Below are 24356 nucleotides of genomic sequence, written 5' to 3' on the forward strand. Positions count from 1 at the left end.
CAGAGAATTCTGGATGCTTCACCGCTTCGCTAGTCCGTGATTGAACCAGCAAATACTCAACGTCGGGCCCTCGCATCGGTTACCTCTCCGAGACAATCGCCTGCTTCTCAACCATCGACCATCGTCGCCGCGCGCCACGCGTGATCACCTCAACACGCTCAATCGGAGCACTCCTACGAGCGCTCGTAGGAGTGCTCGCTATTGGTGCCCCGTCAAAAACCTCATTCAATTCTTCCTGCATCATGCCGATCAAAATCGGCATCACATCGACTCACGCCAACAAGGTCAGAGAAACAACGCTTACCCGTTGAATATTCTGGATAACGTTGTCTGGAGCGACGATTGAAGGAGCCGACCGATTTGCGAGCCATAGTCTCGGCCTGATGGCTAACCCAAGTCGGCGATCGTTGCGGGTCGAGATGCTACCGGTTAACGCTGGCGAGCGGATTGTCAGATTCCACGCGATCTGGGGTTTTTCGCCGGCGTCCCGAGAATTTGCGGATCACACGGACGCGGATCAACCGGGTCGAGAGCCAGATGAACCGGGAAAAATTGATCGTTCCGATCTGCACCAGGAACGCGAATGCCCTAGCCGCACTCAATCCGCCATGGCGCCGATTAACGCGCGATACGATGGTAGCACTATCGCCAAATGCGAGCATCACCGCGTAGCGTTCATCGGCAGCTGATTCCAACTCATAGACAAGGCCGATGCGGCGCAATGCGCCGGTGCCTTTAGTGTTGCGTACCCGCCCCAGCAGACTCATGCCCCGTCTGCGGAAAAACACCTCGATATAATCACCGACCTTGAAGGGCGGTAAATCAGGTGGCATCAGGACGCTGGCACCGTGCCGCGACAGATCATAAGTCTTGGTCGTGTGCCATGGTCCGGTATTAATGCGGATCCATACCGGCTCGCGGCGCACGGCGCGGGGGGTTGATCGCGTTTGTCTGCGCTCAGACAGTGCTCCGAGCACATTCATCAATGTGATGGTATCGAGGAATACCCAGAGGCCGACCAGTATCAGCGCGTCGCGAAGATTGGGCTCGGTAAGCAGGCGCCATGCCCCAAAGATCACCGACACAAAATTGACCAGCGTGATGATATAAAATGGCCAGATTAAGCTGGAGACGAAATCCTCCTCAAGGAATTCGCCTTTTGGCGTGACTTTGAAAGTCGGTCGGTTTGGATGACGGATTACAGAAAACACCCCAAAGGCCAGAAAAATCGACTGTGCGGTCTCATAGACTTGCGAGAAGAACGGCCAGCGGACCTGCCCGTAAAAATACTGGCTGTTGATCAGGGTCGCCACATAATATGGCGCGGCGAAAATCAGTAATTCGCGTGGAGTTGTCACCGCAACATTGATCCCGAAGAATAGAAAGGCAGGAGGCATGGTCAGTAGGATCATGCGCGCGATCGGGAACAGCCAGTAAAAGGCGAAATTCGTGAACATCAGCCGTTGCATGAACCGCAACCCGGGCTTCAGCCAGACATTTTCCAGAATGAAAATTTGCACCATGCCCTGTGCCCAACGGATCCGCTGTAGGATGAAGCCGCTGAACGTTTCCGGCTGTAAGCCTGAGACCATCGGCCGGTTATAAAAGGCAGTTCGCCATCCCGCTGTCAGTGCTTTCACCGATGTTTCGGCATCTTCGGTGATGGTGCGTCCAGAAATCCCGCCGATTTCATCAAGCGTGGCGCGGCGCATCACGGCAGCTGAGCCGCAGAAAAACGCAGCTCCCCAAAAATCCAGGCCCGGCTGCATGACCGAGTAGAATAGTTCGTTTTCTGAGGGCATGTTGCGGAAGGTGCGCAGATTTCGCTCAATCGGATCGGCCGTCACGAAATTATGAGGCGTTTGCAGGAGAAACAACCGAGGATCATCGAGGAAGAACCCAACGGTGCGCCGCAGGAAATCCTCGGTTGGCACATGGTCGCAATCGAGCACTAGGATCAGTTCGCCATTGATCGATGACAGGGCTGAATTGAGATTGCCGGCTTTGGCATGCTCGTTACGTGCGCGGGTGAGATACTGCGCGCCGAAGCGTGACGCGATATTTTTCAGCGTGGTCGCGCGTTCTCGAGCTGCAAGACCGGCGGCACCGGGCTGGGCGCATTTTGCATCGGTTCCACCATCATCAAGGATATAAACTGTCAGGCGGTCCGCAGGATATCGCATCTGCGTCGCGGCGATCACCGTGGTCTCCACGATCGATGGGTCTTCGTTGTAAGTGGGCACCAGCACATCGACCCTGGGAAGATGTTCCGGATCGTCGGGAAGCGCGCGCGGACGTCTTTGCAACGGCATAGCGTTAATAATCTGACCCAATAGACTGGACACGATGCCATGACCTTCGGCGGCTAAAAGCAGAAATGCCAAGAACACATCGATCCAACCATAGCCATAAGGCATCGTGTTGTTGAACCGCCAAGAAAAATAGCGTGCGGTCAGGATCACGGTCAGCAGGCTAACCAGGGTGCGCGCGTAGGGATTCCGATCCTTACGGTTATATCCGCCATCAATCCGATAGATCAGATAGAGTGCGCTGATAATGGCGATCTGACTGATCACCAGGCTGATCCCAAGCACCGGGACCATACCAGCGGATACCACCAGCATCAGCAGCATCACGGCAGCTGTCTCCAGCAACTTGCCGCGACCACGCGGTTGATCGATTGGTGCTTCAGTCAATAAGGATGCCTCCCCGATCAAACCGGATCCGGCCCGTGAAGGCCCCGATCCCGAACAGGATCAGATTTTCAGCATAGTAAGCTGATTTTCCCGGTAGCCGCCCATTACTATCCAGTGTGTGGCGCACCCGCGCGATCTGTTGGGTCAATGCGGGCTCAATGCCAAGCCGCTGCAGATAGGGGACCAGCGCGCCAGAAAATCCGGCGTTGGCGTTACCATGATATTTGCCGCTCGCCACGATCACGTTGATCGGCGGGACTGCTCTGTCCCTCATGATCCCGGCCATGCCGGTCAGATGCGCGAGAATCTCAGGCGCTCCTGGCATCGTCGGTGGGTTCATGCCGGCCCACAGATAGCAACGGATCGCATTATAGCTGCCGATTTTGGTGCCAGGATAGCCGGTCGGGTGTGATAGTGTTCCCGGCAGCCATGACCAATCAGGGGCAAAGCCGTTTACAGTGGTCGCGCGGATCATTGGGACAACAGCGTCAGCCAGATCTGCCCAATCGCGATTTCCCGTCATGGTCGCCAGTCCCCGCGCGAGAAATAGCGGCGTGTAGCTCGGATTAACCAGAACTGGGCTCTGCCTGGGAAAATAATCAGCCCCGGGCAGCAAGACCCGACCGATCTGCGTGATGGCAGTCTCCTGCTCGATGATCGTGCGGACGAGGTCGATGGCCAAGGAGGCATAGTCATGCCGCTGCCAGCGCATACCCGCCAGAGCGATCGTATAGGCCAACCAAGAATCGGCATCGGCAGCCGAGTTGCTGCCGAGAACGCCCCAATGTTGCCCCGTCTGCCGCCCCCATTTCCAAGCCGGCAATTTACGACCGAGTTGGCCGCCAGCGAGATTGGTGTCAGTCCAGGAAAGAATTTTCTTGAACAGCGAGCGGTCATTATCGACGAGGCTGAAGAACAGGGCGTAAGCCTGCCCCTCGGAGGTGGTGATGCCGTCATTCTCGCTAAAATCGATCACTCGCCCTTGATGGTCGATGAACCGGTCGCGATACGCGTTCCACAAGGTGACCCATGACCAATCCGCAGCACTGTCAGCCATCTCGCCGGTGAGGCCATTGGTGGCCGCCATGGTCAATAGGAGGTGGCGTCTCAGCATCATCGCAATGGCAATGTCACGCCGAGCCCGACATAGGGATGGTAGCTTCCCGGGATGTTGGTGATCGCACCCAGCGTTCCGGAGAGTTGAAGTCGATGCGCGATATCGGTGCCCAGTCGCAGGCCGATCGTGCGGTTCCGGTAATTGGGGCCGCCGCCCATATCGAACTCCGGTCCCAATGTGAAGTGTGGTGCAATCTGGTATTGGGCATAGGACGTCAACCAGTAGCTGCGTAGGCCAGTCAGATAACCGCTATTGACCACCACGGACAATTTGGGTGCGATCGGCGCCATGACCCAGAGCGATGGTTCCAGAAATCCCCTACCCCCATGAACCGCGCCAGCCGGCAGATAGGGCGATAGGCTGGTGTTGGCATAGCCAGCGGCCAGAGACAGGTTGGTGTTTACCCCAGCGCTTGAGAACGCATAGCCCAAACCAAGGCTAGCGGAGGGCTGTAGACCGGTGAACCGGGTATTGGACTGGGTGAAGCTGTAGCGGCTCACGCCGATGATCGGGGCCAGGAAAAATCCCTGGCCGAGACGACCTCCCCAAACGGGATCGATCAGCCCAAAATACCCATAGTCCGATGCACGGCTGGCCTGTGCGCCACCGATCAGCAGCGACTGCGCCACCGCGACGTCCGGTGCAGCGATAAGCACAAGCAGACCGAGCAGCAGGGTGAGCAGAACCGGTTGGATTCTGAGGGTAACCCGGCTCATAACGCGCCACCCGGTTTCTTGCCAGAGCTATTGCGTTCCGCATATCGCCGGTTGAGCGCCTTACGGACCACAAGGACAGTCACCACCAATAGCGCTAGGAAGCCAAGCAGCGCGATGATGATGTTACGGGTGGCAAAATAGCCGATCCGACCGGCAACGCTCTCAACCTTGAGATTGGCGGGAGCGATCGCCAATGTCTTAGCACCCGGCTCGATCACTGCAACATGCCCGCCGAGCTGTGACCAGTGCGACCATCCAATTAGCGTATCCACGCCCGATTTAAGCGACGGCCCGGTTTGGGCCGCCACCACAATCGTCCCAAGCTTGCCCGACGGGATCATGGCGACATAGGTGGCGTCGTGCTTGCTGCTCACCGCGACCACCGGTCCAGTTGGCGGGATCGAACCGGACATCCCGCGGCTCGGGCGATCGGTAGCATTGTTGATGTAGACCACTCGATGTGATGATGCCGGCGCGCTGGCGCCCGGGACGATACCCGTCTTACCGATAATGGAGGTTGGGATCGAGGCCAATTTACCAATAATGACCGCGCCTTCGATCGGCACACCAGGCTTGAGCATCTGCGCGCGTAGCGTGATCCCGGAATCCGTCTGCGTGATTTTTGCCGCAAGCGTTGCGGCCGCGGACAGGACCGAAGGTGAATTACCTGCGAGTAGTAGCTGATGCGGCAGGATCTGAGCATAGTTCAATTCAGCCAGATTATCCGGGATCAACCGCGAGCCACCAGCAATCCTGACCGTGCTATCGTCAAAGAGAGTGATTGGAATGCCCTTGCTATATCCCGCCGAGGTGCACTCGCCGCCATGCACGGGTTGGTGGCGCAACGTGCCACGGAAAACCAGCTCGTTCTTGCCTGGAACCAGGACGTGCGCCGGCACTGCAATTTTGTAATCGGTGTAGACGCCCCCGATTGATCGGTTAAGCGGAACATTGCCTACAAAAATACCGTTGACATAAACGCCAAGCAGATTGTCCGGCGCCCCACCTGCCCCGTAGACGAGGTGCGCCGTAATCAGCGCGCGACCGCCCCAGTAATCGTTCCAGAACGTTATAGGGCCAAATTCCACGTTCGGCCCAACCAGGGTCGAGGTCAACGTATGCAGGTCGAGCAAGGACTGATCGAGGTTATCAGATGGCGCGGTCTTTTGATGATTGAGATAGGACGCGGTTGAAATCGTCGCACTGTTGGCATCGGGCCATGAGAATTGTCGGGTTCCGAGCAACCGAGCGGCGACCATCACCGACTGCCAGGTGCCGCTGATCCGAATCAGCGTGCCACCATTCGCTGTCGGCTTTATGGCAATCTTGGCGTTGGTCGAATTCTTCGGGTTCGTCGATGATGGACTGGGCGCGAGAACAATTACCGGCCGCGAGGGCGGGTCCGCGATGTCAGATTGCTGACCGGTCAGCGGCACGACGTCGATCTTCACCGGCACGTAATCATAAAGGCGAGCGATCCCTTGCGCAGCGGCGACGATAATATCCGGATGCTGGCGGGCCACCGCGTTATACAGGATTGTGACCCGCGCATCCTTCTGTAAGCTGTGTTTGTCGAAAATCCTACCGAGATCCGCCAGATTGCGAGTGATCGGGCGCGGCACCGACACGATGGTGACGGTCGAGAGCGGCGACAGACGCGTCCAGAGAGACGGTTCGTCAAACTTCTCGCAGATCTGACCCGTCGTTTGCACCACACGCAGCGTCACCACATTATAGCCCGGCGTGAAGAACTTACCTGGAATCGTGATCGTCTGGTTAATCTCAGGCTGAGATCCATCTAGCGACAGCGTCGATGCAGGATTACCATTCACGCTCACCAGGATCGATGAACGTTTCTCCAACAGACTCGGGGAATTGATGCCACGCAGATGCAGCGTCACGCTGGTGAAGCTGCGGTCGTAAGGCTCGGGTATGGTAATCTGGGCCGAGGAGATTTCGTGTTGGAATGACAGCGCGCCACCCCCCTGAAACCAAGTGATGCGATGATGGATCGTCAGCTTGGTAGGGACAGGCAAAGATGTGATTTGGGCGTCAGCTTGTGAAAAAAACAGCAAAGCTGACATGATGGATATCAACAGCAATAACAATTTTCGGCATATCTCGGAATTCAGGCAGTCACTTGATCGGCATGGGTTCAGAAATTCCAACACTGCTCTTGATATCATGCCTGCGCTTTCATTCGTCGGGTTAGGGAGAGACTGCTTACGCCGAATCTATTCACGTGATTGGTTGTAAAGAAAGCTAATTGATCTTTCAAACATTACACGCGATTTCTCGGTTCAATTTAGCAGAACGTACTACGGTCACAACAGCAGGTCGGATGCACGATGTGCCGCTGTTCAGCTAACTTAATCGATGGCGCTCGGATATTCGCACACCAGCCCGTGACTGGCGCCTGTTTGTAACACTGTCCCCGTATGACTGCGAATTCGCTTGCAATAACGACCCCGTGAGATGCGAAAATCGCGTCCAACGTCGATCCCCCTGACGTTTGGTGTCAGCACTGTTGATTTCCGCTGAGAACTGCACAGGGAAGGCCGGATTAATCGTCCGCGCCGCTCCTCATTGGTTGCCCTGCCACAACCACGGCTCGGCGATACCGAGCCCCCTGACGGCGATGCCATTGGCGGTGTGACCCTCATAGCTGCGGTGATGATGCCCATGCACCACCAGGCTGACGCCCATCTCATGGGCGAGTGCGTCGATCGCGGCAAACCCATGCCGATCCGATGTCGGTGCTTCATGGCAAACGAGGATGTCGGCCCGAATAGACCGCAGCGCCTGGTGATCTTCGGGAAAGATCGTCGCCCGTGCAGAGCGCGGCAGCCCGCCCTTGAGCCGATCCGCCCGGGCGGTGACCTTGACCATGTCGCGCCGAGTGCGGAATTTTGGGGGATCATCATCGGTGCCGCCAAATTTGGGATACCAAACTTGGGCGCGATAAATGCCACCCAGCCCCGCGACGATATGGCCGTCCAGTGAGGCCCAGGTGCCATTGAGATTTCCCGCCGGATCGCTCTCCACCAAAAACTCGTATTCTCCGAGACTATCGACATCGTGATTGCCGATAATCCATTTCCAGACCGGCACCAGATCCCAGATCGCGGCGAGTTTTTGACGGAGCGGTGCATCGAGACCGCAATCGCCGAGGATCACGACGGCGGCCGGCCGGTTGCGCAATACGGCGTCGATCAAAGGGCGCCAATTTCCATGAGGATCGCCATAGTACAGAATGCCTGACGGTTCACGGTGGTCTGGCAGGAGAGAATGCGTCATTATTTTGCTCCTATCGGTATTTCGCGCCGCTGCAGAGTAATACCGTGCCAAAATCGGTTGAAGTTCATCAGCTTGAATAAAAGCCCACCAATACCCGCCGGCATCGGCGGGGGTCAGAAGGCTCAACCAGCATTGATCGGGATCGGCGGGCAACGGGTGGTATTCGGCGATACCGAAAGATGCCAGCCGATATAAGCCCATATGGTCCACCAGCCATCAGAACCGGCGATCAGAACCGGCGATCAGCCTGCACGCCACTCTCCCGCCATGCAGGCTGATCTTCCGGATAGGCTGGCCTGGCTGACAGCGAGGCATCTGCATGCCAGCCGGGTTCGTGTGCCTAAATCGCTGACGGCTCGTCGCCAGGACGCGTAGTTTGGGTCCTTGAAGATTCTGACGGTGTCGCCCCCTGATCATCGCAGCGCGAATTTGCGCCGGATGGCGCAGACCCCTCGCTGTGCGTCGGCTTGCCAGACATTAGGTCCTGGCTGAGCGGCCCGTGACCGACTGGATCTTGACCGACTGGATCGTGACCAAGCGGATCGTGGCGGCGCGAACGGTGAGGGAGCGGCGTAGTATTATCGCCGGGCACGGCATCATCCTGGAGCAAGCGCGCAAGCTCTTCACCCGCCAGAGCCTGATGGCGCAACAATGCCTCCGCCAGCTTTTCCACCGTTCCGATCCGGGCGCGGATCAGCTCACATGCCCGCTGATAAGCGCGGTCAAGCCTCTTACCCACCGCCTCCGCCACATCCGGGCGCCGCCCCAGCCATTCGCCTACAGTCCGCGCCGTCGGCGGCATCTGCCAGATCAAACCCTGGCTCCCCAACCCAAGGGAAAGCTCAGCCTGCGCCGCAAGCACGGTCGCACTGCCCAAATCAGATCCCTCCGCACCCCCAGACCCCGAGCTGACATCCCCCAGCAATACCGCTTCCGCTGCCCTACCACCCATCAAGGCAATGAGCCGCGTCTCCAAAAGCGATGGCGTCAGAAAATTATGCTCCGTCATCGTGCTCAGGGTGGCGCCGCCCGTCTCACCCGTCCCGATCACCGTGACCGATGTAACCTCTACGCCATCAAGCTGGTGCATCACCACCGCGTGCCCGGCCTCATGAATCGCGATGCGCCGCCGCTGCTCGGCACTCAGCGTCCCCCCGTCCTTGTCGAGTGCCGCGATCAAATCCTCCTGCGTAACCTGCCGGCTCTGGTTGCGTGCCTTGCGGCGGGCTGCCGCGCAAATCCGCACCACATCCGCCCCCGTCTTGCCCGCACTCAGATATCCAAGCTGTTTCAAGTCCACTGAATCCGCGCAGTGACCTTGAAGCTCATCCTGGTAAATCCGCGCGAGCGCGGCAGGGTCCGGCGGGTAGAGCACGATATGATCCTCCATCCGGCCTGATCGCAAAATGGCCGGATCGATCAACTCCGGATAGTTGGTGGCGCCAATGATAATGACGCCCTCATTGCTATCCACGCCCGCGATTTGCTCCAGCAGCGCATTGATGATCGAGCGCCACCAATCGCTGCGTTGCGGACTATTATCGCCTCGCGAGCCGAGCGTATCGAGCTCATCGATAAATAAGACGCAAGGTGCGCAGGCGCGGGCCTCGGCAAAGACGCTCGCCATGGCGCGCAACACATCCCCGAGATGCCCGCGTTGATCGCGCTGCCATTTGGCATAGCTGGTCGACACGAAGCCAATGTCGCAATGCGCGGCAATGGTGCGAGCGAGCGTGGTCTTGGCGGTGCCGGGCACGCCACAGAGCAGCAGGCTCCGTCGTGCCTGTGACCAGGTCAATTTTTTTGCCGCATAATCCTGCAGGTCTTGCTTAAGCTCATCAGCCCAGGCTTCGGCCTTCTCCACGCCATGCAGCCGACTAAACGGAATGATCTGGTGGTCGATGATTTTGGGCACGGGTGTAGAAAGTTGTTTCAAGCGGCGGAGAAAAGTCTGGGTTTTGATCGCTGGCCGATAAGCCAAGCGGAGCATATGGGGCATCAGCTCCTCCACGGGGACATCGAGCAGATCGAACCTTTTTGTCCCAGGTGCGATCTCGCGCAGCAGGGCGATGAGGGCCTGCCGGCTGGGGGGTGGCAGGATAAAAATGCGATCCGCCGCATAGCGAAACGCCAAAGGCACGGTCTCGAGATCATCGGTGACGATGAACACAACGCTGCCGGCGGCAAGGTTTTGCTCGATATTTTGCAGCAAACGATTATTCTCCGAGGTCAGATCGGATGATTGCTCCTCTGCGGTCATACCGTACGAGCAAATTGTTGGGCCTTGGTAGATATAGGGCCGTCGCGACGAGCGACGCTGGGCTTGTCCGGGCCGGCGTTTCAAATAGGGGTCGATCAGATTTTTGATCGTCGAGGTCCAGGCGCTGCTGGGGGTTTGCACGATGAACAATCCCGGGCGGGGCGGGTTGGCCCATGGGCCCAAAGCCTGATCGAGCATTTTTGCTCCGACGAAATACGCGCAATCGAGTTGCCGCGGCTCGGATTGGTTGGGTCCGGCTTGGGTGGGTTGGTTCGGCTGGTCCGGCTGGTCAGGCTGGTTGGGCTGGTTGGGCTGGTCAGGCTGATCTGACTGCGCCGCGTCATCTTTTTCTGCCCATTCATCTTGATCCGCAGACGGATCAGACGGCTCGGGCAGGTCCCATTGATCGGAGTGATCAGAGTGATCAGATGACGCTGCGGTCGTGGGCAGAGTGCAGATCGGGCCATCCGCTTCAAAGTCGAACGTAAACTCCGCATCCGCAGGGGTGAGCGAGGCGGCTGCCGGATCAAGGGCCGGGTTGCTGAGAGATTCGCTGGCCGGGTTGATCACCAAGTTGTTGTCATGGTCGGTGGTGGAATCGGTGCCCGTGTTGGTGGTTGCCTTGGTGGCAAGGTGGTTCGCCGCGTTTGTGACAGTAGCGGTGCTGGCCTTGGCGCCGGCTCCGGCGTCGGCTTGGGCGCCGACCTCGGCGCCGGCCTGGGTGCCGGCCTGGGCGTCGGCCCCGGTCTGGGGTGTCGCAACATGAGCCCCCTGATCCGCCAGGGCGTGAGTTTTGTTGTTATCAGTCGAAGATTGGTTGGTCATCGGTCATTTACCTTCAATCAAAATGAGGTTGCGTGCTGCCGCACGGCGCTTCTGGCGCCGGGGCAAAACCGGAGTGCAGTTGGATGGGGGAGGGTTATCGCGCGGGCTTAAATCGGGATGATCGCGTCGTATTCGCCCTGGTCGTCGAACATGGCCAGCGCTTCATCCCAATCCACTGCGTCAAGCGCATCTTGCGACGGGGGTATGGGCGGCGGAGCCTTTTGCGGGCGCACCTGGGGTGGGGCGGGCACCCGTATTGGGCGCCGCTTTGGCTCAGATGCCTGCGGCAAACCCGGCGCCAATTTTGCGCCGGGCCGTGATGCGGATACTGGTGCAGGAATTGACGTGGGAGCCAACATGGCAACCGGCACAGGAGCTGGCGCAGGATCCTGGGCAGGAACTGGTGTGGCGATTGGCGCAGAAATTGGCGCACGAAGTGATGTTGGCACTGGCGTCGATCCTTGTGCAGGAACTGACGTCGGCACTGGCACCGGCACCGAAGACGGCATCAGGCGCGAGGCCGGGATTGGCGCCGGACGTGGCAAGGCGGACAATACTGGACACTGCGCCGTATTCGCTTCCATCCTCGGCGCCGGTGCATCATCATTCATCGAAGCCAGCCAGGAAAGCTGATCAATCCGGCGCCGCCGCTGAATGGCATGCAGCGCCAGATCAAAACTGTCGCGCGCAATCGTCGATGATTGCATCCAAGCCCGGCGGACGCTGACGTGACTCTTCGGGTTATGGCAGAAAAACACCGCGCCGATGGAGAGGCACACAAAAGCCGCGAGATCAAAATCATCTCGCTCATAATTGAACATGCCCGCCTTGGAGTAATAAAAACCCCGCGTCATGGTGAATGAGCAGCTTTGCCCTTTAGGTCGGCTGCGGGTTTTGACCTGAATACGGAGCAGATCCAGACCGGGAATATCCGCGATCAGATCATAAGCGATCCCCGGCATCGCAATCTGGGCCGGGATACCCCAGCCGAGCAACTGTGCCAGGACCAGGTTCGCACCGGCCTCGCCAATGAGGATCGCCGATGGGGGGCCATATTTGGGGCCCGTGTGAATTGTGCCCGCTTGCACTTTGCCGCCTCGGTAATAAGGAAGCGCAACACGGCTCAGGTCAGCATCGACCAATGGGGCCGAGCAAAACGGAGCACCGGCCCTGACACCAGCACCCAGGTTCTGGTTCAGGTTATGGTCATGGTTATGGTTGTGGTCGTTGTTCTGGCTGGATCTCAGCCCCGCCATGATGGGGAGTTTGGGTTCGGGTTTCGGCTTGGCTTCTCGCGTCGGCCCTCTGCGTCCCCGGCGTCTTGCTTTGGGTTTCAGCTCATCCAGAGCGTCGAGCCTCGCCGAAGGACTGACCAGGTTGGGCGTGAATAAATCCGGCTTCACCGCCACCGCAGGCATGGCATCAACGGTTGCAGGATGGCGTTCGCCCAAGCAGGGCGGCATAATAGAGGTAACCTGTCGCATTTGGTTCTCCAATAAATGTTACGGGCTAGGCTGGGCCGCGCGTTGCAGCGCACGGTCCGGCCGTCATGACAGTCATTTTATCGGCAACCCATCCTACAGGTTTGGTGTGCCGACATCCCATATCTAGTCAAATTGATCATTAAAACAATCAAAAAGATTATTAAATTTTTCTAATGGATGTAAATTGTGATCGACGTCTGGCATGCCACGTCGGACTGGGATAAGTATTTTACGTGAGGACGAAGATGATCTCTGGTGGTCAAATACGCGCAGCTCGAGCTTATGCCCGCTTGTCAGCAGCCCGCCTTGCCGAAATGTCTGGGGTGGCGCGCATGACGATCGTAAAGGCAGAATCGGTCGATGGAGATCCGCCGTTGACCGTTACTAATCTTCGATCAATTCAAGAAGCCTTAGAACAGATCGGAATAGTTTTCGGCGCCGACGGAACAGTGAATTATCAACCTAACGCTCTTGATCCAGCCACATTAACAACGCAAGCGGATCGATAAGGTCTGGCACCCTTGATCACGCTTGTTTTCAACGCACGTGATTCAATAACTGCTTTGATGAGATGGATGATGGCGAGCGCACAAAGTGGGGTTTGCGATCCCGGGTTCTGAAGGCTTCGGCGGAAGGGATGTCGGCACAGCAAGCGACAGTGCGTTTTGGGGTCGGGATATCGAGCGCAATCAGATAGATCGCACGGGCGAAGATTAGCGAGTGAATACCGCGCCCGCAGGGCGATAAATTAAAGACAGGAGCTTGATATGGAAAACGAACCGCGATTTGAGCTTTTTGCGTTCTGGCGCACATCGGCCACGTATCGGGTGCGGGTCGCGCTGAACCTGAAGGGCTTGCCGGTGACGGAGCGGTTTGTCGATATCGATGCCGGGGAGCACCGAGGTGCGGCGTTCCTGGCGATTAATCCGCTCGGGGCGCTCCCAGCGATGATCGATCGGGGCGAGGGTCAGAGCCAGGTGCCATTGACCCAGTCGCTGGCGATTTTGGAGTTTCTGGAGGAGAGCTATCCGTCGCCGGCGCTGTTGCCGGTGGACCCACATGGGCGGGCGCGGGTGCGTTCGATTGCGGCGATGCTGGCGGCCGACACGCATCCGTTGATTACGCCGCGGGTGAAGAAATATCTGACCGGGACCGGCGGTTTCGACGATGCGGCGTGGCGGGCCTGGCAGGTGCATTGGTTCACTGTTGGGCTGCAGGCGGTCGAGGCGCGGCTGGCGCGCGAGGTGGAGACCGGGGTGTTCTGCCATGGCGACGTGATGAGTATTGCCGATATCTGCCTTGCGAGCATCCTCGTGGTGATGCGGATATTCAAGATCGAGGTTGCGGCGATCCCGACAATCGAGCGGATCATGCACGCGTGCGAGCAGCAGACGGCGTTCGTGCAGGCCAACCCGTTCATCCAGCAAGGCGCCCCGGGGTAAGGGCGATTGTTTCCTCGATGGGTTAACCACGATTGACGAGCGCGTCGATCTCCTTACGAGAAATTGCGTCCATTCGATTGCCAACACCCAATATTGCGAACCTAAAAATAGTCAGAAATCAACAAGAAATCAGATCCGCGCACAGGTTTCCTTATGTAGCGAATGGACGGCGCTCTATTTTTTAGCCGAGATCAACGTTTCGACAATCGATCGTATGTCAGGACCGGCGTAATCCCGCCCGCCGACCGCTTTATAGGCAATATGCCCGGTTTTATCGATCAAGAACGTGGTTGGAATACCCGCGACATGAAAGGCGTTTGCGACTTTGCTCTTTTGATCGAGGAGGATCGGAAAGGTTGGCGATGGCGTCAATTGACCCAGATACGCGAACACAGCGCTTTGCGTCTCACCTTGATCCAACGCCAGGATTTGAAGGTCTTTGCTCTTGATCGATCGGTGCAGACGTTCAATCGACGGCATTTCGGCACGACATGGCGGACACCAAGTCGCCCAGAAATTGATCAGGACCACCGTGCCTCGAAATTGTTTCAGCGAGTAGGTTGGGCCGGCCACGCTGGCTAATGTGAAATCAGGTGCTGGCGGGCGCGGCGCCAAAGCCGTCATCGGCGCACGGATACCGGCTTTGGCCGACCCGGTGAACACAAGCCCCGCAGCCGCGGCGCCCAGCGTCACCAGGGCGCTACGGCGCGTGCGATGCCTTGGTTCATTTGCGGTCAGCGCATTGAACGTGGCGGAGGATGGCGGTGTGAGTATGTCCATGGTCAGTCCAGTGATAAATTAGGTTAAAGCGTGTGCCGGGTTTGAGTTTGATCGTGGTGAAACCTTCGCCCCAATCACCCGGCTGAAACGTCTGCTGTGCAGGAAAGATCGAAAAACCGTAATCAACACCCTGCGCGCGCCAAATGCGCTGCCAACCGCGTTTGCTGCGCAGCCTGTGCCGAATGTGATTGCGGGTCACCGCCCGCCAAGTGGCGACGTTGTAGGCAATTGCTGATCCAGCATTATTGCGCGCGTCGGTCCCGAACACGCAATAGTTGGCGATCCGATCAACGTTTGCAGGCGAGGCGCCCATACCCTCATAGATGGCACGCACATTGTCGGGTGTCAGTTGTTGCAGCGAAAGACTGAAACCATCCTGAGTATTCGTCCAGGTCAGCAGACCCGATTTTGGGTCTCTATGGGATATGGTTGCGGCATTCGCGCTCGCGGCCACGCCGATACCGGCCAACAAGACAGCCCAAATCACGCGGCGTTGAATGAAGCCCCAACTCATATCAGACTTTTTGGTGGTTCGGTCGAACAATTCGAACATCCTTCGCAATCCAAAGCCCTGACATCACAACCAACGCTGCGGTCAGCCACATCACCGGGCGCACCGCATCGGCGAGTTGCGCAACACCGCCGAGCAGAACCGCGCCGATCGCGTAACCTGTATCGCGCCAGTAGCGATAGGTGCCCAAGGCTTTACCCCGCATCAAGGGTGCGGTCAGGTCCGACATTGCCGCGATCAGGTTCGGGTAGAGCAATGCCATACCAACCCCCATCAGGGCGGCGGCAGCCAGCCAAATGGCGGGTGTCGAGCCGGATGCGGTCATCGCAATGCCACCAGCGAGCAGCATAAAACCCGTCACAATCGGTGCCTTGCGTCCAATGCGATCGGCGAGATGGCCGGTCCAGAGTTGGGATAGACCCCAGACCATGGCATAAAGTCCGGTGATCAGCCCAATCATGCTAAGCTTAAGCCCTGCCCTTTGGAATAATATCGGGAACAGAACCCAGACCAGCGTATCGGCGATCTTGTTGACCACGCCGCCCTGGCACAGCGCGCGTGTTGCCTGGTCCTGGAACGAGACCCGCATAAAGACCGCACCCCAGCCTGGAGCGGGCAAGGGTTCTGCCGGTTGCGCGCTCTGCGCATGCTCCGCCCGAACCCAGGGCAACGTGTCGCGAAGCATGGTAGATAAGGCCAACGCCGCCACAATGGTCGCCAAACCAAAGCAGAGCAGGGCAATTCGTGGCCCGTAAGCCAGGGAGAGATCAGCGGCAACAAACCCTGCCAACCCGACAGCGATATAGCCAACGGCCTCATTGATCCCCACCGCTAGACCGCGCTGATGGCTCGCCGCCAAATCGATCTGACTGGTCACGGTCATGGTCCAGGTAAAACCCTGGTTGATACCCAGAAAGATATTGGCCACGATAATCCACCACCAATTCGGCGCGGCATAAATCAGCAGCGGGATCGGCACACCGGCAAGCCAGCCCGCAATGAGAATGGGTTTGCGACCGTAATGGTCAGACAAGGTTCCCGCGACAAGATTGAGCACCCCCTTCACCAAACCGAACGAGAGCACGAAGCTGGCAAGGAACAAGAACGCACCGGGCTTTACGCCGAAATCCGCACTCAGCGTCGGCAAGACGGCGCGCTCCATGCCGATGATCAGACCAACGAAGAACACTTGGCACGCCTGCAACCCGAACTGACCTTTGTTCAGCCGGATGCCGCGCCGTAATTCTGATAGGCTGGCGGTGATGGGCGTTCTCCCTCTACTCACGATGTTCAACGTGGGTGATCTTGACACGGCGTCGATCGTGTTCAATCACTATATTCGTTGAATGATTGAGTGAACTCACCGTGATGTCAAGCCCCAGTCCGAAACACCGCATTTTTGCCAGCCTTGCCGACATCGCCCAGGCGATTGGCCATGCAAGCCGGCTGGATATTCTCGAGCATCTGGCGCAGGGGGAACTCAGCGTTGAGGACTTGGCGATGCGAACCGGCCTGTCGATTGCGAACACCTCGCGACATTTGCAAATCCTGCGCAAGGCGCGTCTTGCGGAGCCGCGCCGCGCGGGAAAGCGCATGATCTATCATCTGGTCGGTGAGACGGATGTGATCGTTCTACTGAGCGCGTTGGGCCGGATTGGTGAGCGTAATAGCGCGGAAATCCAGCTTGTTATGGCCAACTATTTCGGCAAACGGGATATGCTGGAGCCACTAACGCGCGCCGAGTTACTGGCACGGATCAAAGCGGATGACGTATTGCTCATCGATGTCCGCCCCGACGACGAATATGCAAAGGGGCATATCCCCACCGCCATCAATATCCCACTTAGCGAGCTCGAGGCGCGGATGGCGGGCTTACCGCGCAATCGATTAATCGTGGCCTATTGCCGCGGGCCATATTGCGTGTTCTCGGTTGAAGCCGTCGCATTCCTGCGGGCGCAGGGTTTCGAGGTTCGCCGCCTGGAAGATGGACTACCCGAATGGCGGACGGCAGGGTTATCGGTCGAACCGTGACGCCGGTTCCGTGGTTGGGTCTGGGATGCCAATTCCAACTGATGGCCACTCGGGCAAATGCCAAGGTAGACATGAGCAACTTTTTTGTCGCGTGCCCGACGCGCAAGATCAAGGCTGGCGAGCCGCTGATTGCCCTGCTCCAACGCGACGGGAGCGCCATTCATCAATGATGGATGGTCGCAGGGTGTCCAACGTATTGCTTCAAACGTGCACGTATGGCGTTTGCGGACAAGGGGCGACCGAAAAAATAACCTTGCACGAAAGAAACGCCCTGTTGGGTAACGAAATCAAGTTGGCCCTGGGTTTCGACCCCTTCGGCTGTAACAAGAAGATTCAGGGCCGTCGCCATACCCATAATAGCCTCGAATACCGGCTGGCGGTCGTCGCGGCTTCGCACGGTTGATATGAATTCTTTGTCGATTTTTAGGAAATCGAAGCGAAACGTATTCAGATACGATAGTGAGGAATAGCCCACCCCAAAATCATCCAGAACGAGACTGACACCCAACCCTCTCAGGTCCTGCAGGGTCCGTATGTTTGCTTCATGATTGGCAACGAGAACAGACTCGGTCACTTCGAGTTTTAGTCGCCTTGCTGGCAGCCCCGATACACGCAAGGCTTCCTTAACCACCGATACGAAGCCTCCAGGCTCCAATTGGCGCGGCGAAACATTGACCGAGACCATCACTGAGTCTGGCCACTCGAGAGCCGCCACACAGGCACGATGCAAAACCCACGTGCCGAGTTCACGAATAAGACCACTTTCTTCCGCGATGGGAATGAACTGAGTTGGTGAGATGAGGCCGCGATCTGGATGACGCCAGCGAAGGAGAGTTTCGACGCCCACAATCTGTTGGTCTGATAGCTGCACGATGGGCTGAAACATCAGTTCAAACTGGTTGCGCTCCAACGCGATCTTGAGTTCCCGCCGTATATTGCCTCTCAACTCGAATGCATTCTGCATCTGCGGCTGAAATAGCTGATAGCTGCCCCGGTTCGATTTTTTTACCTCGTGCAGCGCGAGATCTGCCTGCCGGTAAATATCTTTAGGGGTGCTATCGGGCGTTGAGATCGCGATGCCGATCGACACGGTGCACGACAAAATATGCTCGTCGAGTTCAATCGGGTTTTGGATCGCGGCAATAACCCGATCGGCGAACGCCATTACACCCTTCAAGTTCCGGATCCCGGTCAGCATAACGACGAATTCATCGCCACCGGTCCGCGCGAGAATGTCTGTTTCCCGCAGACACGACTTCAAACGGGTCGCAATTTCGATGAGGATACTATCACCAACGGTATGGCCATAAGTATCGTTGATTTCTTTAAAAAAATCGACGTCGACAAAAAGCAGTGCGACCGATTCCACTGGATTTTGTTGTGATAGGTGAATTTCAAGTTGCTTGACCTGTGTCTCACGGGTGACAGCACCCGTCATCATGTCATGCGTAGCAGCATATCGTAGCTGCTGTTGTGCTGCACGGCGCTCGGTAATATCCCGCATGAAAAGAGAGATTTCATCGTCGTTATTAACGATGGCGACCTCTAGCCATAGATCGGTAGGGGGCCAGAAAATCTCCATCGGCCGACTTGTCTCGTTTTTGAGAGCTTTGCCCACCGTGCACCTGATTTTCCTTGCATGGGCTTCGCCAAATAGATCGCTTAATGTCTTCCCCTTGAGGTCGCCCGACAATCCGAGCTTGATACCGAATTTTCTATTTGCAAAAATCACGCGCTGACTGCGATCGCATATGATGACCGCATCGCTGGTTGCTTCCAGCACCCGAAACGCAGCCGCCTCCGCTGCTCGTCGAGCGGTCTCGGCGAGATGCCGATCAGTCACATCTTCGAGTGTGCCATACCAACGAATAATTTTGCCGCGGTCATCAAAACGAGCCGAAGCCCGGGCGCGAAACCAACCATGATCACCATTGACCAGGCGCAATCGATATTCGGTATCAAGCCTTTTGCCCGATTGAAGACAATCTTGCCACGCTGCAATGATCGCTGGGCGATCTTCCTCGATGACCGCCTCTAGCCAACCATTGGGTAGTGTCTGATCAAGAGCGATGCCGGTAATGATATGCCACTGGGGGCCGACCTCGATAATCGCGCCATCCGGTGCGGCGAGCCACGGGATTTGCGGATGGAGTTCAACCATATGGCGATAATGGTCTTCACTTTCTCTGAGGGCCGTTTCGATCTGCCGATGTTCGGTGACATCTTGAGACGTCCCTCGGAGACTGAGAATCTGCCCGTCAGGGCCGGCAATAGGCTCCGCGTAGGTTAAAATATTGCGAATAGAGCCGTCGGGATAGACGATCCGATATTCCGATTTGATCGCCGTCTTTGTCTTCACGGCTTCATAGAAGCGAGCCATCACGGCATCGTAATCGTCGGGATGAAAAATTTGTCGCATCCGCTCATAGCTGACCGGCTCGTCCCGAGGCCGCAGTCCCATCATCCACCAGACTTCGGCCGAGAACCATAGGCAGCGCTTCAACAAATCCCACCGCCAGGCGCCCATTCGGGCCAACCGATGCGCGGCCGCAAGCTCGTCACCTTTCTGGATCAATTCGTCCATGAGGAGGGACAACCGCCGCGCGTCTTCCTCAGCCCGAATATTTTGCGCTTTCAAATCTTCAGCCAATTCGCGCAGACGTGTAATGTCCATCGTCGTGCCCACCATCCGCAGAGGACGGCCGGTGGCATCATGCTCGATGATCTTGCCACGGGAGATGACCCATTTATACGAACCATCGCGGCAGCGCAGGCGATGTTCGACCTCGTACATCGTGGTCTCACCCTCGCAATGCGCTTTGATTTGGGCCTGGACAAAAGCGAGATCGTCAGGATGAACTCGCTTGTAACTCTCCTCGATATGGCTGAGTAAAGGCATATCGTCATACCCGAGGATCGCAAGCCAACTGCGCGAATAACGAATCTCGCCAGTCAAAATGTTCCGATCCCAAACGCCAAGACCGCTGCAGTCGATCGCCTGCAACCCGATATCCGAAAAGTCATCGACTTTTCGGCCGTTGAACGCCGTCATTAGGTTTCCGATCTAGCAGGGGCCAGTGGTCGTTTTATGTCTGATATTGTGAGATTCTACCAAGACACGGCGTATTATCGCCATTTCCGACTAATTAAAAATGTCAAAAATGAATGCCAGAAACCCAAAAATCAAAGCCCAGATCATAACGGATATTATGAGAGCGCTTAAAACGCCACGCGCCTCTCTGAGGTTGTCTTCGACGAGACCGTCGCCCGCGAAATTGTTTGAACGATCCTTTGCGATCAGGCTGCTCAACTCAGTCCTATCGACTTGGTTTCCTCGTAGCAGATCATAGAGGGCAGGATTTATATCGTTCATCCTTCCCGGACGACGACGATCCACCAATACGTTTGATTCACCCGGGCGCCCGTGTCCGAACGATTGTTTGCCCCCATTACGCGAATCCATACCCAACCCCCTTTGTGAATTGATTTTTCTACAACCTTAATATCTTTTTACATGTCAAACAACAACTCTCGGTTGTCAAGCTCTCAGCGGGGTCAAATTCGATGTTATGTTACATTTCGAGCCACGTCGGAAACCATGTTTGAGCCTTAAATTTTAGAGATTGCCCTGGCATTCTCTCCCATGATCATCCGGCGTGTTGAAGACGACAGCGACGCATTGCTGGGAATGGTTGGTCGCGAAGTGCAGCGCGGCAGCCGTCGTGGCGGCAAGGCGCATCTAACGAAGGACAGTCTCGCCACGGCACCCGCCCCGCAGCGCCAAAATTCACCCGATCATGCGTCTAATGTGCTAAATATCACATCTTTGCGCCCGCCCCCGCGCTATCCATCATCTCAACGCTTCACACCCCAACCCACACCCCGCCAGGAGCAACCGCCATGACCACCATCGCCCCCACCCCCGCCGTCACCAGCACCGCCCTTCCCGCCAAGCCCTTTCGCGCCGACGCAAAAATCGCTTTTTCGCGCCCGCAAACCATTGTCGATCGGGATTTCGACATAGCGCTCCGGATCAAATATGTCGGCACCCTGGCCGCCACCGCCGTCACCCTGATCACCGGCGCTGTGTTCCTGTTCATGTAATTATCGCGCCGCACCAATCGCCGCACCAAATTTCGCACCGCTCCCGAGTATCCTACAGCCCGAATTTCAGCTCCAGCGCCGCACGGAGCGATAAGGTGGCCCCTTGCGCCATCAGAGCGGCGCGAGTTTCCGCAGGCAGCGTGCCCGCCACCGCCGCCGCTTCGAACAGTGCCATCAGCGCATCCCACACACTCTGCTCGGTGGGGTCCATGATCTGTTGATGCACGGTCCAAAAATGCTCGGTATGTCCCGCGAGTTGTGCCGCCACCGCCAGCGCGCCCGCCCGTGTCGCCAGCAGCGCCAAGTCGCCCGTGAAGCAAGCGCCGATCGCGTGATCCTCCATCTCGATGACCAAGGGCACCGCCTCTCGCGCCGCCTGAACCGCCGCCGCATCATCTCCCGCCAGCAGCGCATAGCTCGTCAGGTTCACAAGGTCGCCGGTGAGATTATACCAGTCACGTCGGGCGCGGCTTAGAGCCGAGTTACGCTTTACGCTCGCGATCGCACCATCATAATCCCCAAGCGTAGCCTGGAGTTCAGCCAGGTTGCCAGAGACAGTAAGCACCCCGTTCTGGTTGTTGAATTTTTCATGAATCGCCAAAGAAGCCGCAAAATCCCGGCGCGCCGCGTCCATCGCTGCTGCGTCCGAACCAGCAAGATATTGATAGGCTGCGAGTTGACCCAGCATCCCCGCTTGGATCAGGTTTGGCTTGATGGTTGGCAATATCGCCCGTGCCGCTTCTGCAGAGCGCCGCGCCCCAGCCTCATCCCCCGCACGGAGGAGCAAAAATGCGGTCCTGGATGCTGCCCACCCAGCCATGGGCCTGTCTTGCAGCATCTCATACAAAGCCCGCGCTGTCTCAGCGGCCGTCGTGCAGGCCCGCGCACCCGCAGATTGATCAGACGAAAGAGCTCGCCAGAGCCGGGCGGCATCCTTGGTCGGCGTGTCAGGCGTCAGCTTGGTGATCGCTTCTCGCACAAAAGCGAAATAAGTGGGGTCCGCGAGCAAAGCCTGTTGTCGCAGGGGCTCCAAGCGCGCCGCGAGGGCAATCGCGATCGCGCCATCCCCCGCATCGCTAAACGCCCACTCCAGCGCCACCAGCAAATTCTCAATCTCAGGCTCCACCGATGCCCGCCAGATCAGCGTATCCGTGTCCCAGAAGCGGTCCTGGGCCGCACCGAATAATGTGACCATATATTCGGCGTGGGCGCGGCGGAGTGCCTGGGCCTCACCCGCTTGCGCCAATGCCTCCAGCGCATAAGCCCGCGTGCTGTCCAACAGTCGGTAACGCGGCTCCGCGCCCGCGGCGGGCAGCCGCGTCACCAGCGATTTATCCAGCAGGCTCGCCACCAAATCCAGCACTTCCAGCGCCTCAATGTCGCCCCCCGCCAGCACCGCCTCCGCGGCGGACAGGTCAAAACTGCCCGCAAACACCCCCAGCCGCCGGAACGCAATCCGCTCCTGCTCGCTCAGCAGCGCAAAACTCCAATCAATCAGCGCCCGCAATGTCTGCTGTCGCGGCAAATGGGTGCGCGCCCCACCCGTCAGCAGCCGGAACCGATCATTCAGCCGCGCTAGCAAATCCTTTGGCCGCATCAGCCGAATGCGCGCCGCCGCCAACTCAATCGCCAAGGCAATCCCGTCCAGCCGCTGGCAAATCGCAGCAATATCCGCCGCATTATCCGCCGCCAGCGCAAAGCCCGGCTGCACCAAATTCGCCCGCGCCACGAATAATTCGATGCCAGCATAGGTCGCAGCATCCGCCACCGTCATCCCGGCAATCGCGTCAGGTTCCGGCACCGCGAGGGTGGGCAGAGCAAAACTTTGCTCGCCCGGCAGCCCCAACGGGCTGCGGCTGGTGGCCAGGATCGTCACACCCGGATTGCGCCGCAAAACCGCATCCGCCAGCGCCGCCGCCGCCTCAATCAAATGCTCGCAATTATCCAGAATAATCAGCATCGCGGCCCCGCGCAGCGCCGATGCGAATTGCTCCGCCGCATTCCCACTGCCGTTCAGCGCAATATTCAGCGCCGCCGCCGCACTCGACGCCACCTGCTCGCCCTGGCTTACCCCCGCCAGCTCCACCAGCCACACCCCATCCGCATAGTTCTCCAGCGCCTCGGCAGCGCTCTGTAGCGCGAGCCGGGTTTTGCCAATCCCGCCAGGGCCAAGCACGGTCACCAGCCTGTGGCGCGCCAGCAAGCCGCGCAGATCCGCAAGCGCCCCCTCCCGGCCAATCAGCGTGCTCGTCTGCTCGGGCAGATTATGCGGCCTGGCATTCAGCGTCCGCAGCGGCGGAAACCCTGTCGCCAATCCCGGCCCAGTAAGCTGGAAAATTTCTTCAGCCTGGCCCAAATCCTTGAGCCGGTGCATCCCGAGGCTCTGCAGCGCATAAGGCTCCGGCACGCCGCCCGCCCCCGCTGTCACCGCCATCGCCACGGCAGCCGAGACCAGAATTTGCCCGCCATGCCCCGCCGCCATAATCCGTGCGGTGCGCCCCAAGGTCAGGCCAAAATAATCATCATCCCGAAATTCCGCCGGCCCGGTATGCACGCCAATCCGGAATTTTAACCCGCCCACCGCCGCAAAATTTTCTCCGCCCAAGCGCGTCTGCAGTAAGGCCGCCGCTGTCAGCGCCGCCGGGATTCGGGCAAACACCGCGCAGCCGCCATCGCCCGTAGTCTTGAACACCGCACCACCCGCCGCCGCCACCCCTTCGCGCAGCAGCGCATCATGCCGCGCCATCGCCGCCCCCATCGCCTCCGGATAGCGCGCCCAGCGCTGAGTGGAGCCTTCAATATCGGTAAATAAGAACACGTAAAGCGTGTCCGCCCGCGCATTAATATCAATTAAATGATCCATCAGGCTCCCAGTCGGCGCGGCTTCATCGAATAATGCTCGCGCCACCATACCGGACGCTTCATTCGCGTGGCAAACGAAAATGCGAGGCAGGCGATGGCGCAAGGGCTGATCGCGATGCAGACGACGCAACGCGTGATTTTGGGTCCGTTCGGACCAACCGACCATTGCCGAGACGAATGCAGGCTTGGTGCAGGACTTAAAAGTGACCTATGTCCGCCTGCTTCTCACTT

At 58.0% G+C, this 24356-nt stretch carries 17 protein-coding genes and 1 pseudogene; 6 read left to right on the forward strand and 12 right to left on the reverse strand.

Annotated elements, in window-relative coordinates:
* Positions 1–422: 422 nt before the first annotated feature.
* From bcsA to ACYUCQ_RS02140, 7 genes are all read right to left on the reverse strand, one after another.
* Positions 423–2696: a UDP-forming cellulose synthase catalytic subunit gene (gene bcsA, locus ACYUCQ_RS02110; protein ID WP_460252847.1), complete on the reverse strand. Its 2274-nt coding sequence runs from the start codon at positions 2694–2696 to the stop codon at positions 423–425.
* Positions 2689–3813, reverse strand: coding sequence for a cellulose synthase complex periplasmic endoglucanase BcsZ (gene bcsZ, locus ACYUCQ_RS02115; protein ID WP_460252848.1), 1125 nt, complete (start codon positions 3811–3813; stop codon positions 2689–2691). The genes bcsA and bcsZ overlap by 8 nt, the downstream gene beginning before the upstream one ends.
* Positions 3810–4529: a cellulose biosynthesis protein BcsS gene (gene bcsS, locus ACYUCQ_RS02120; RefSeq protein ID WP_460252849.1), complete on the reverse strand. Its 720-nt coding sequence runs from the start codon at positions 4527–4529 to the stop codon at positions 3810–3812. Before bcsS ends, bcsZ begins: the two co-directional genes overlap by 4 nt.
* The gene (locus ACYUCQ_RS02125) at positions 4526–6613 is read right to left on the reverse strand and encodes a cellulose biosynthesis cyclic di-GMP-binding regulatory protein BcsB (RefSeq protein WP_460252850.1); all 2088 of its coding nucleotides are present in this window, start codon (positions 6611–6613) and stop codon (positions 4526–4528) included. Before ACYUCQ_RS02125 ends, bcsS begins: the two co-directional genes overlap by 4 nt.
* Before the next feature lie 499 nt (positions 6614–7112).
* Positions 7113–7826: a metallophosphoesterase family protein gene (locus ACYUCQ_RS02130; protein ID WP_460252851.1), complete on the reverse strand. Its 714-nt coding sequence runs from the start codon at positions 7824–7826 to the stop codon at positions 7113–7115.
* 340 nt (positions 7827–8166) lie between these two features.
* A complete protein-coding gene (locus ACYUCQ_RS02135; protein ID WP_460252852.1) occupies positions 8167–10911 on the reverse strand; it encodes an AAA family ATPase in 2745 nt (914 codons plus the stop codon).
* Positions 10912–11018: 107 nt separating this feature from the next.
* Positions 11019–12395: a PDDEXK-like family protein gene (locus tag ACYUCQ_RS02140; RefSeq protein ID WP_460252853.1), complete on the reverse strand. Its 1377-nt coding sequence runs from the start codon at positions 12393–12395 to the stop codon at positions 11019–11021.
* Positions 12396–12640: 245 nt separating this feature from the next.
* Between ACYUCQ_RS02140 and ACYUCQ_RS02145 the strand changes: the two genes are divergently transcribed.
* The 3 genes and pseudogenes from ACYUCQ_RS02145 (at position 12641) to maiA (ending at position 13837) form a co-directional block, all read left to right on the forward strand.
* Positions 12641–12904 (forward strand): helix-turn-helix domain-containing protein, encoded by a 264-nt coding sequence (locus ACYUCQ_RS02145; protein ID WP_460252854.1) that lies wholly within the window; start codon positions 12641–12643, stop codon positions 12902–12904.
* A 62-nt stretch (positions 12905–12966) separates the two neighbouring features.
* Positions 12967–13089: pseudogene (locus ACYUCQ_RS02150) on the forward strand (IS630 family transposase); the annotation flags it as partial.
* Positions 13090–13162: 73 nt separating this feature from the next.
* Positions 13163–13837, forward strand: a complete 675-nt coding sequence (gene maiA, locus ACYUCQ_RS02155; protein WP_460252855.1) for a maleylacetoacetate isomerase — start codon at positions 13163–13165, stop codon at positions 13835–13837.
* Positions 13838–14011: 174 nt separating this feature from the next.
* Here the strand turns inward: maiA and ACYUCQ_RS02160 are convergent, their stop codons facing one another.
* Genes ACYUCQ_RS02160 through ACYUCQ_RS02170 form a run of 3 tightly spaced genes read right to left on the reverse strand, consistent with a single transcriptional unit; the run spans position 14012 to position 16413 of the window.
* The gene (locus ACYUCQ_RS02160) at positions 14012–14617 is read right to left on the reverse strand and encodes a TlpA family protein disulfide reductase (RefSeq protein ID WP_460252856.1); all 606 of its coding nucleotides are present in this window, start codon (positions 14615–14617) and stop codon (positions 14012–14014) included.
* Positions 14562–15170, reverse strand: a complete 609-nt coding sequence (locus ACYUCQ_RS02165) for a hypothetical protein (protein ID WP_460252857.1) — start codon at positions 15168–15170, stop codon at positions 14562–14564. Before ACYUCQ_RS02165 ends, ACYUCQ_RS02160 begins: the two co-directional genes overlap by 56 nt.
* The gene (locus ACYUCQ_RS02170; RefSeq protein WP_460252858.1) at positions 15133–16413 is read right to left on the reverse strand and encodes an MFS transporter; all 1281 of its coding nucleotides are present in this window, start codon (positions 16411–16413) and stop codon (positions 15133–15135) included. The genes ACYUCQ_RS02165 and ACYUCQ_RS02170 overlap by 38 nt, the downstream gene beginning before the upstream one ends.
* An 83-nt stretch (positions 16414–16496) precedes the next feature.
* Here ACYUCQ_RS02170 and ACYUCQ_RS02175 point away from each other — a divergent pair, with 83 nt between their 5' ends.
* Positions 16497–17159, forward strand: a complete 663-nt coding sequence (locus tag ACYUCQ_RS02175) for an ArsR/SmtB family transcription factor (RefSeq protein ID WP_460252859.1) — start codon at positions 16497–16499, stop codon at positions 17157–17159.
* A 41-nt stretch (positions 17160–17200) separates the two neighbouring features.
* On the forward strand, positions 17201–17329 hold the full coding sequence (locus tag ACYUCQ_RS02180) for a hypothetical protein (protein WP_460252860.1): 129 nt from the start codon (positions 17201–17203) through the stop codon (positions 17327–17329).
* On the opposite strand, the gene ACYUCQ_RS02185 is transcribed toward ACYUCQ_RS02180, so the two are convergent.
* Complete coding sequence (locus ACYUCQ_RS02185; RefSeq protein ID WP_460252861.1) at positions 17323–20211, reverse strand: EAL domain-containing protein; 2889 nt, start codon at positions 20209–20211, stop codon at positions 17323–17325. The two genes, ACYUCQ_RS02180 and ACYUCQ_RS02185, sit on opposite strands and share 7 nt — an antisense overlap.
* Positions 20212–21059: 848 nt before the next feature.
* On the opposite strand from ACYUCQ_RS02185, the gene ACYUCQ_RS02190 reads away from it, so the two are divergent.
* Positions 21060–21263, forward strand: a complete 204-nt coding sequence (locus tag ACYUCQ_RS02190) for a hypothetical protein (RefSeq protein ID WP_460252862.1) — start codon at positions 21060–21062, stop codon at positions 21261–21263.
* Between the two features lie 52 nt (positions 21264–21315).
* Here ACYUCQ_RS02190 and ACYUCQ_RS02195 read toward each other — a convergent pair whose 3' ends face one another.
* Positions 21316–24126 (reverse strand): adenylate/guanylate cyclase domain-containing protein, encoded by a 2811-nt coding sequence (locus ACYUCQ_RS02195; RefSeq protein ID WP_460252863.1) that lies wholly within the window; start codon positions 24124–24126, stop codon positions 21316–21318.
* Between the last annotated feature and the right edge of the window lie 230 nt (positions 24127–24356).

This window comes from Acidiphilium sp. MT5, assembly GCF_054767495.1.

Coding starts and splice junctions, on each gene's coding strand:
- ACYUCQ_RS02125 (WP_460252850.1), bottom strand. CDS start 6,613: ATGTCAGCTTTGCTGTTTTTTTCACAAGCTGACGCCCAAATCACATCT.
- ACYUCQ_RS02195 (WP_460252863.1), bottom strand. CDS start 24,126: ATGGATCATTTAATTGATATTAATGCGCGGGCGGACACGCTTTACGTG.
- ACYUCQ_RS02165 (WP_460252857.1), bottom strand. CDS start 15,170: ATGTTCGAATTGTTCGACCGAACCACCAAAAAGTCTGATATGAGTTGG.
- ACYUCQ_RS02130 (WP_460252851.1), bottom strand. CDS start 7,826: ATGACGCATTCTCTCCTGCCAGACCACCGTGAACCGTCAGGCATTCTG.
- ACYUCQ_RS02185 (WP_460252861.1), bottom strand. CDS start 20,211: ATGACGGCGTTCAACGGCCGAAAAGTCGATGACTTTTCGGATATCGGG.
- ACYUCQ_RS02175 (WP_460252859.1), top strand. CDS start 16,497: ATGTCAAGCCCCAGTCCGAAACACCGCATTTTTGCCAGCCTTGCCGAC.
- ACYUCQ_RS02160 (WP_460252856.1), bottom strand. CDS start 14,617: ATGGACATACTCACACCGCCATCCTCCGCCACGTTCAATGCGCTGACC.
- ACYUCQ_RS02135 (WP_460252852.1), bottom strand. CDS start 10,911: ATGACCAACCAATCTTCGACTGATAACAACAAAACTCACGCCCTGGCG.
- ACYUCQ_RS02145 (WP_460252854.1), top strand. CDS start 12,641: ATGATCTCTGGTGGTCAAATACGCGCAGCTCGAGCTTATGCCCGCTTG.
- ACYUCQ_RS02140 (WP_460252853.1), bottom strand. CDS start 12,395: ATGCGACAGGTTACCTCTATTATGCCGCCCTGCTTGGGCGAACGCCAT.
- bcsZ (WP_460252848.1), bottom strand. CDS start 3,813: ATGATGCTGAGACGCCACCTCCTATTGACCATGGCGGCCACCAATGGC.
- bcsS (WP_460252849.1), bottom strand. CDS start 4,529: ATGAGCCGGGTTACCCTCAGAATCCAACCGGTTCTGCTCACCCTGCTG.
- ACYUCQ_RS02180 (WP_460252860.1), top strand. CDS start 17,201: ATGGCCACTCGGGCAAATGCCAAGGTAGACATGAGCAACTTTTTTGTC.
- maiA (WP_460252855.1), top strand. CDS start 13,163: ATGGAAAACGAACCGCGATTTGAGCTTTTTGCGTTCTGGCGCACATCG.
- ACYUCQ_RS02190 (WP_460252862.1), top strand. CDS start 21,060: ATGACCACCATCGCCCCCACCCCCGCCGTCACCAGCACCGCCCTTCCC.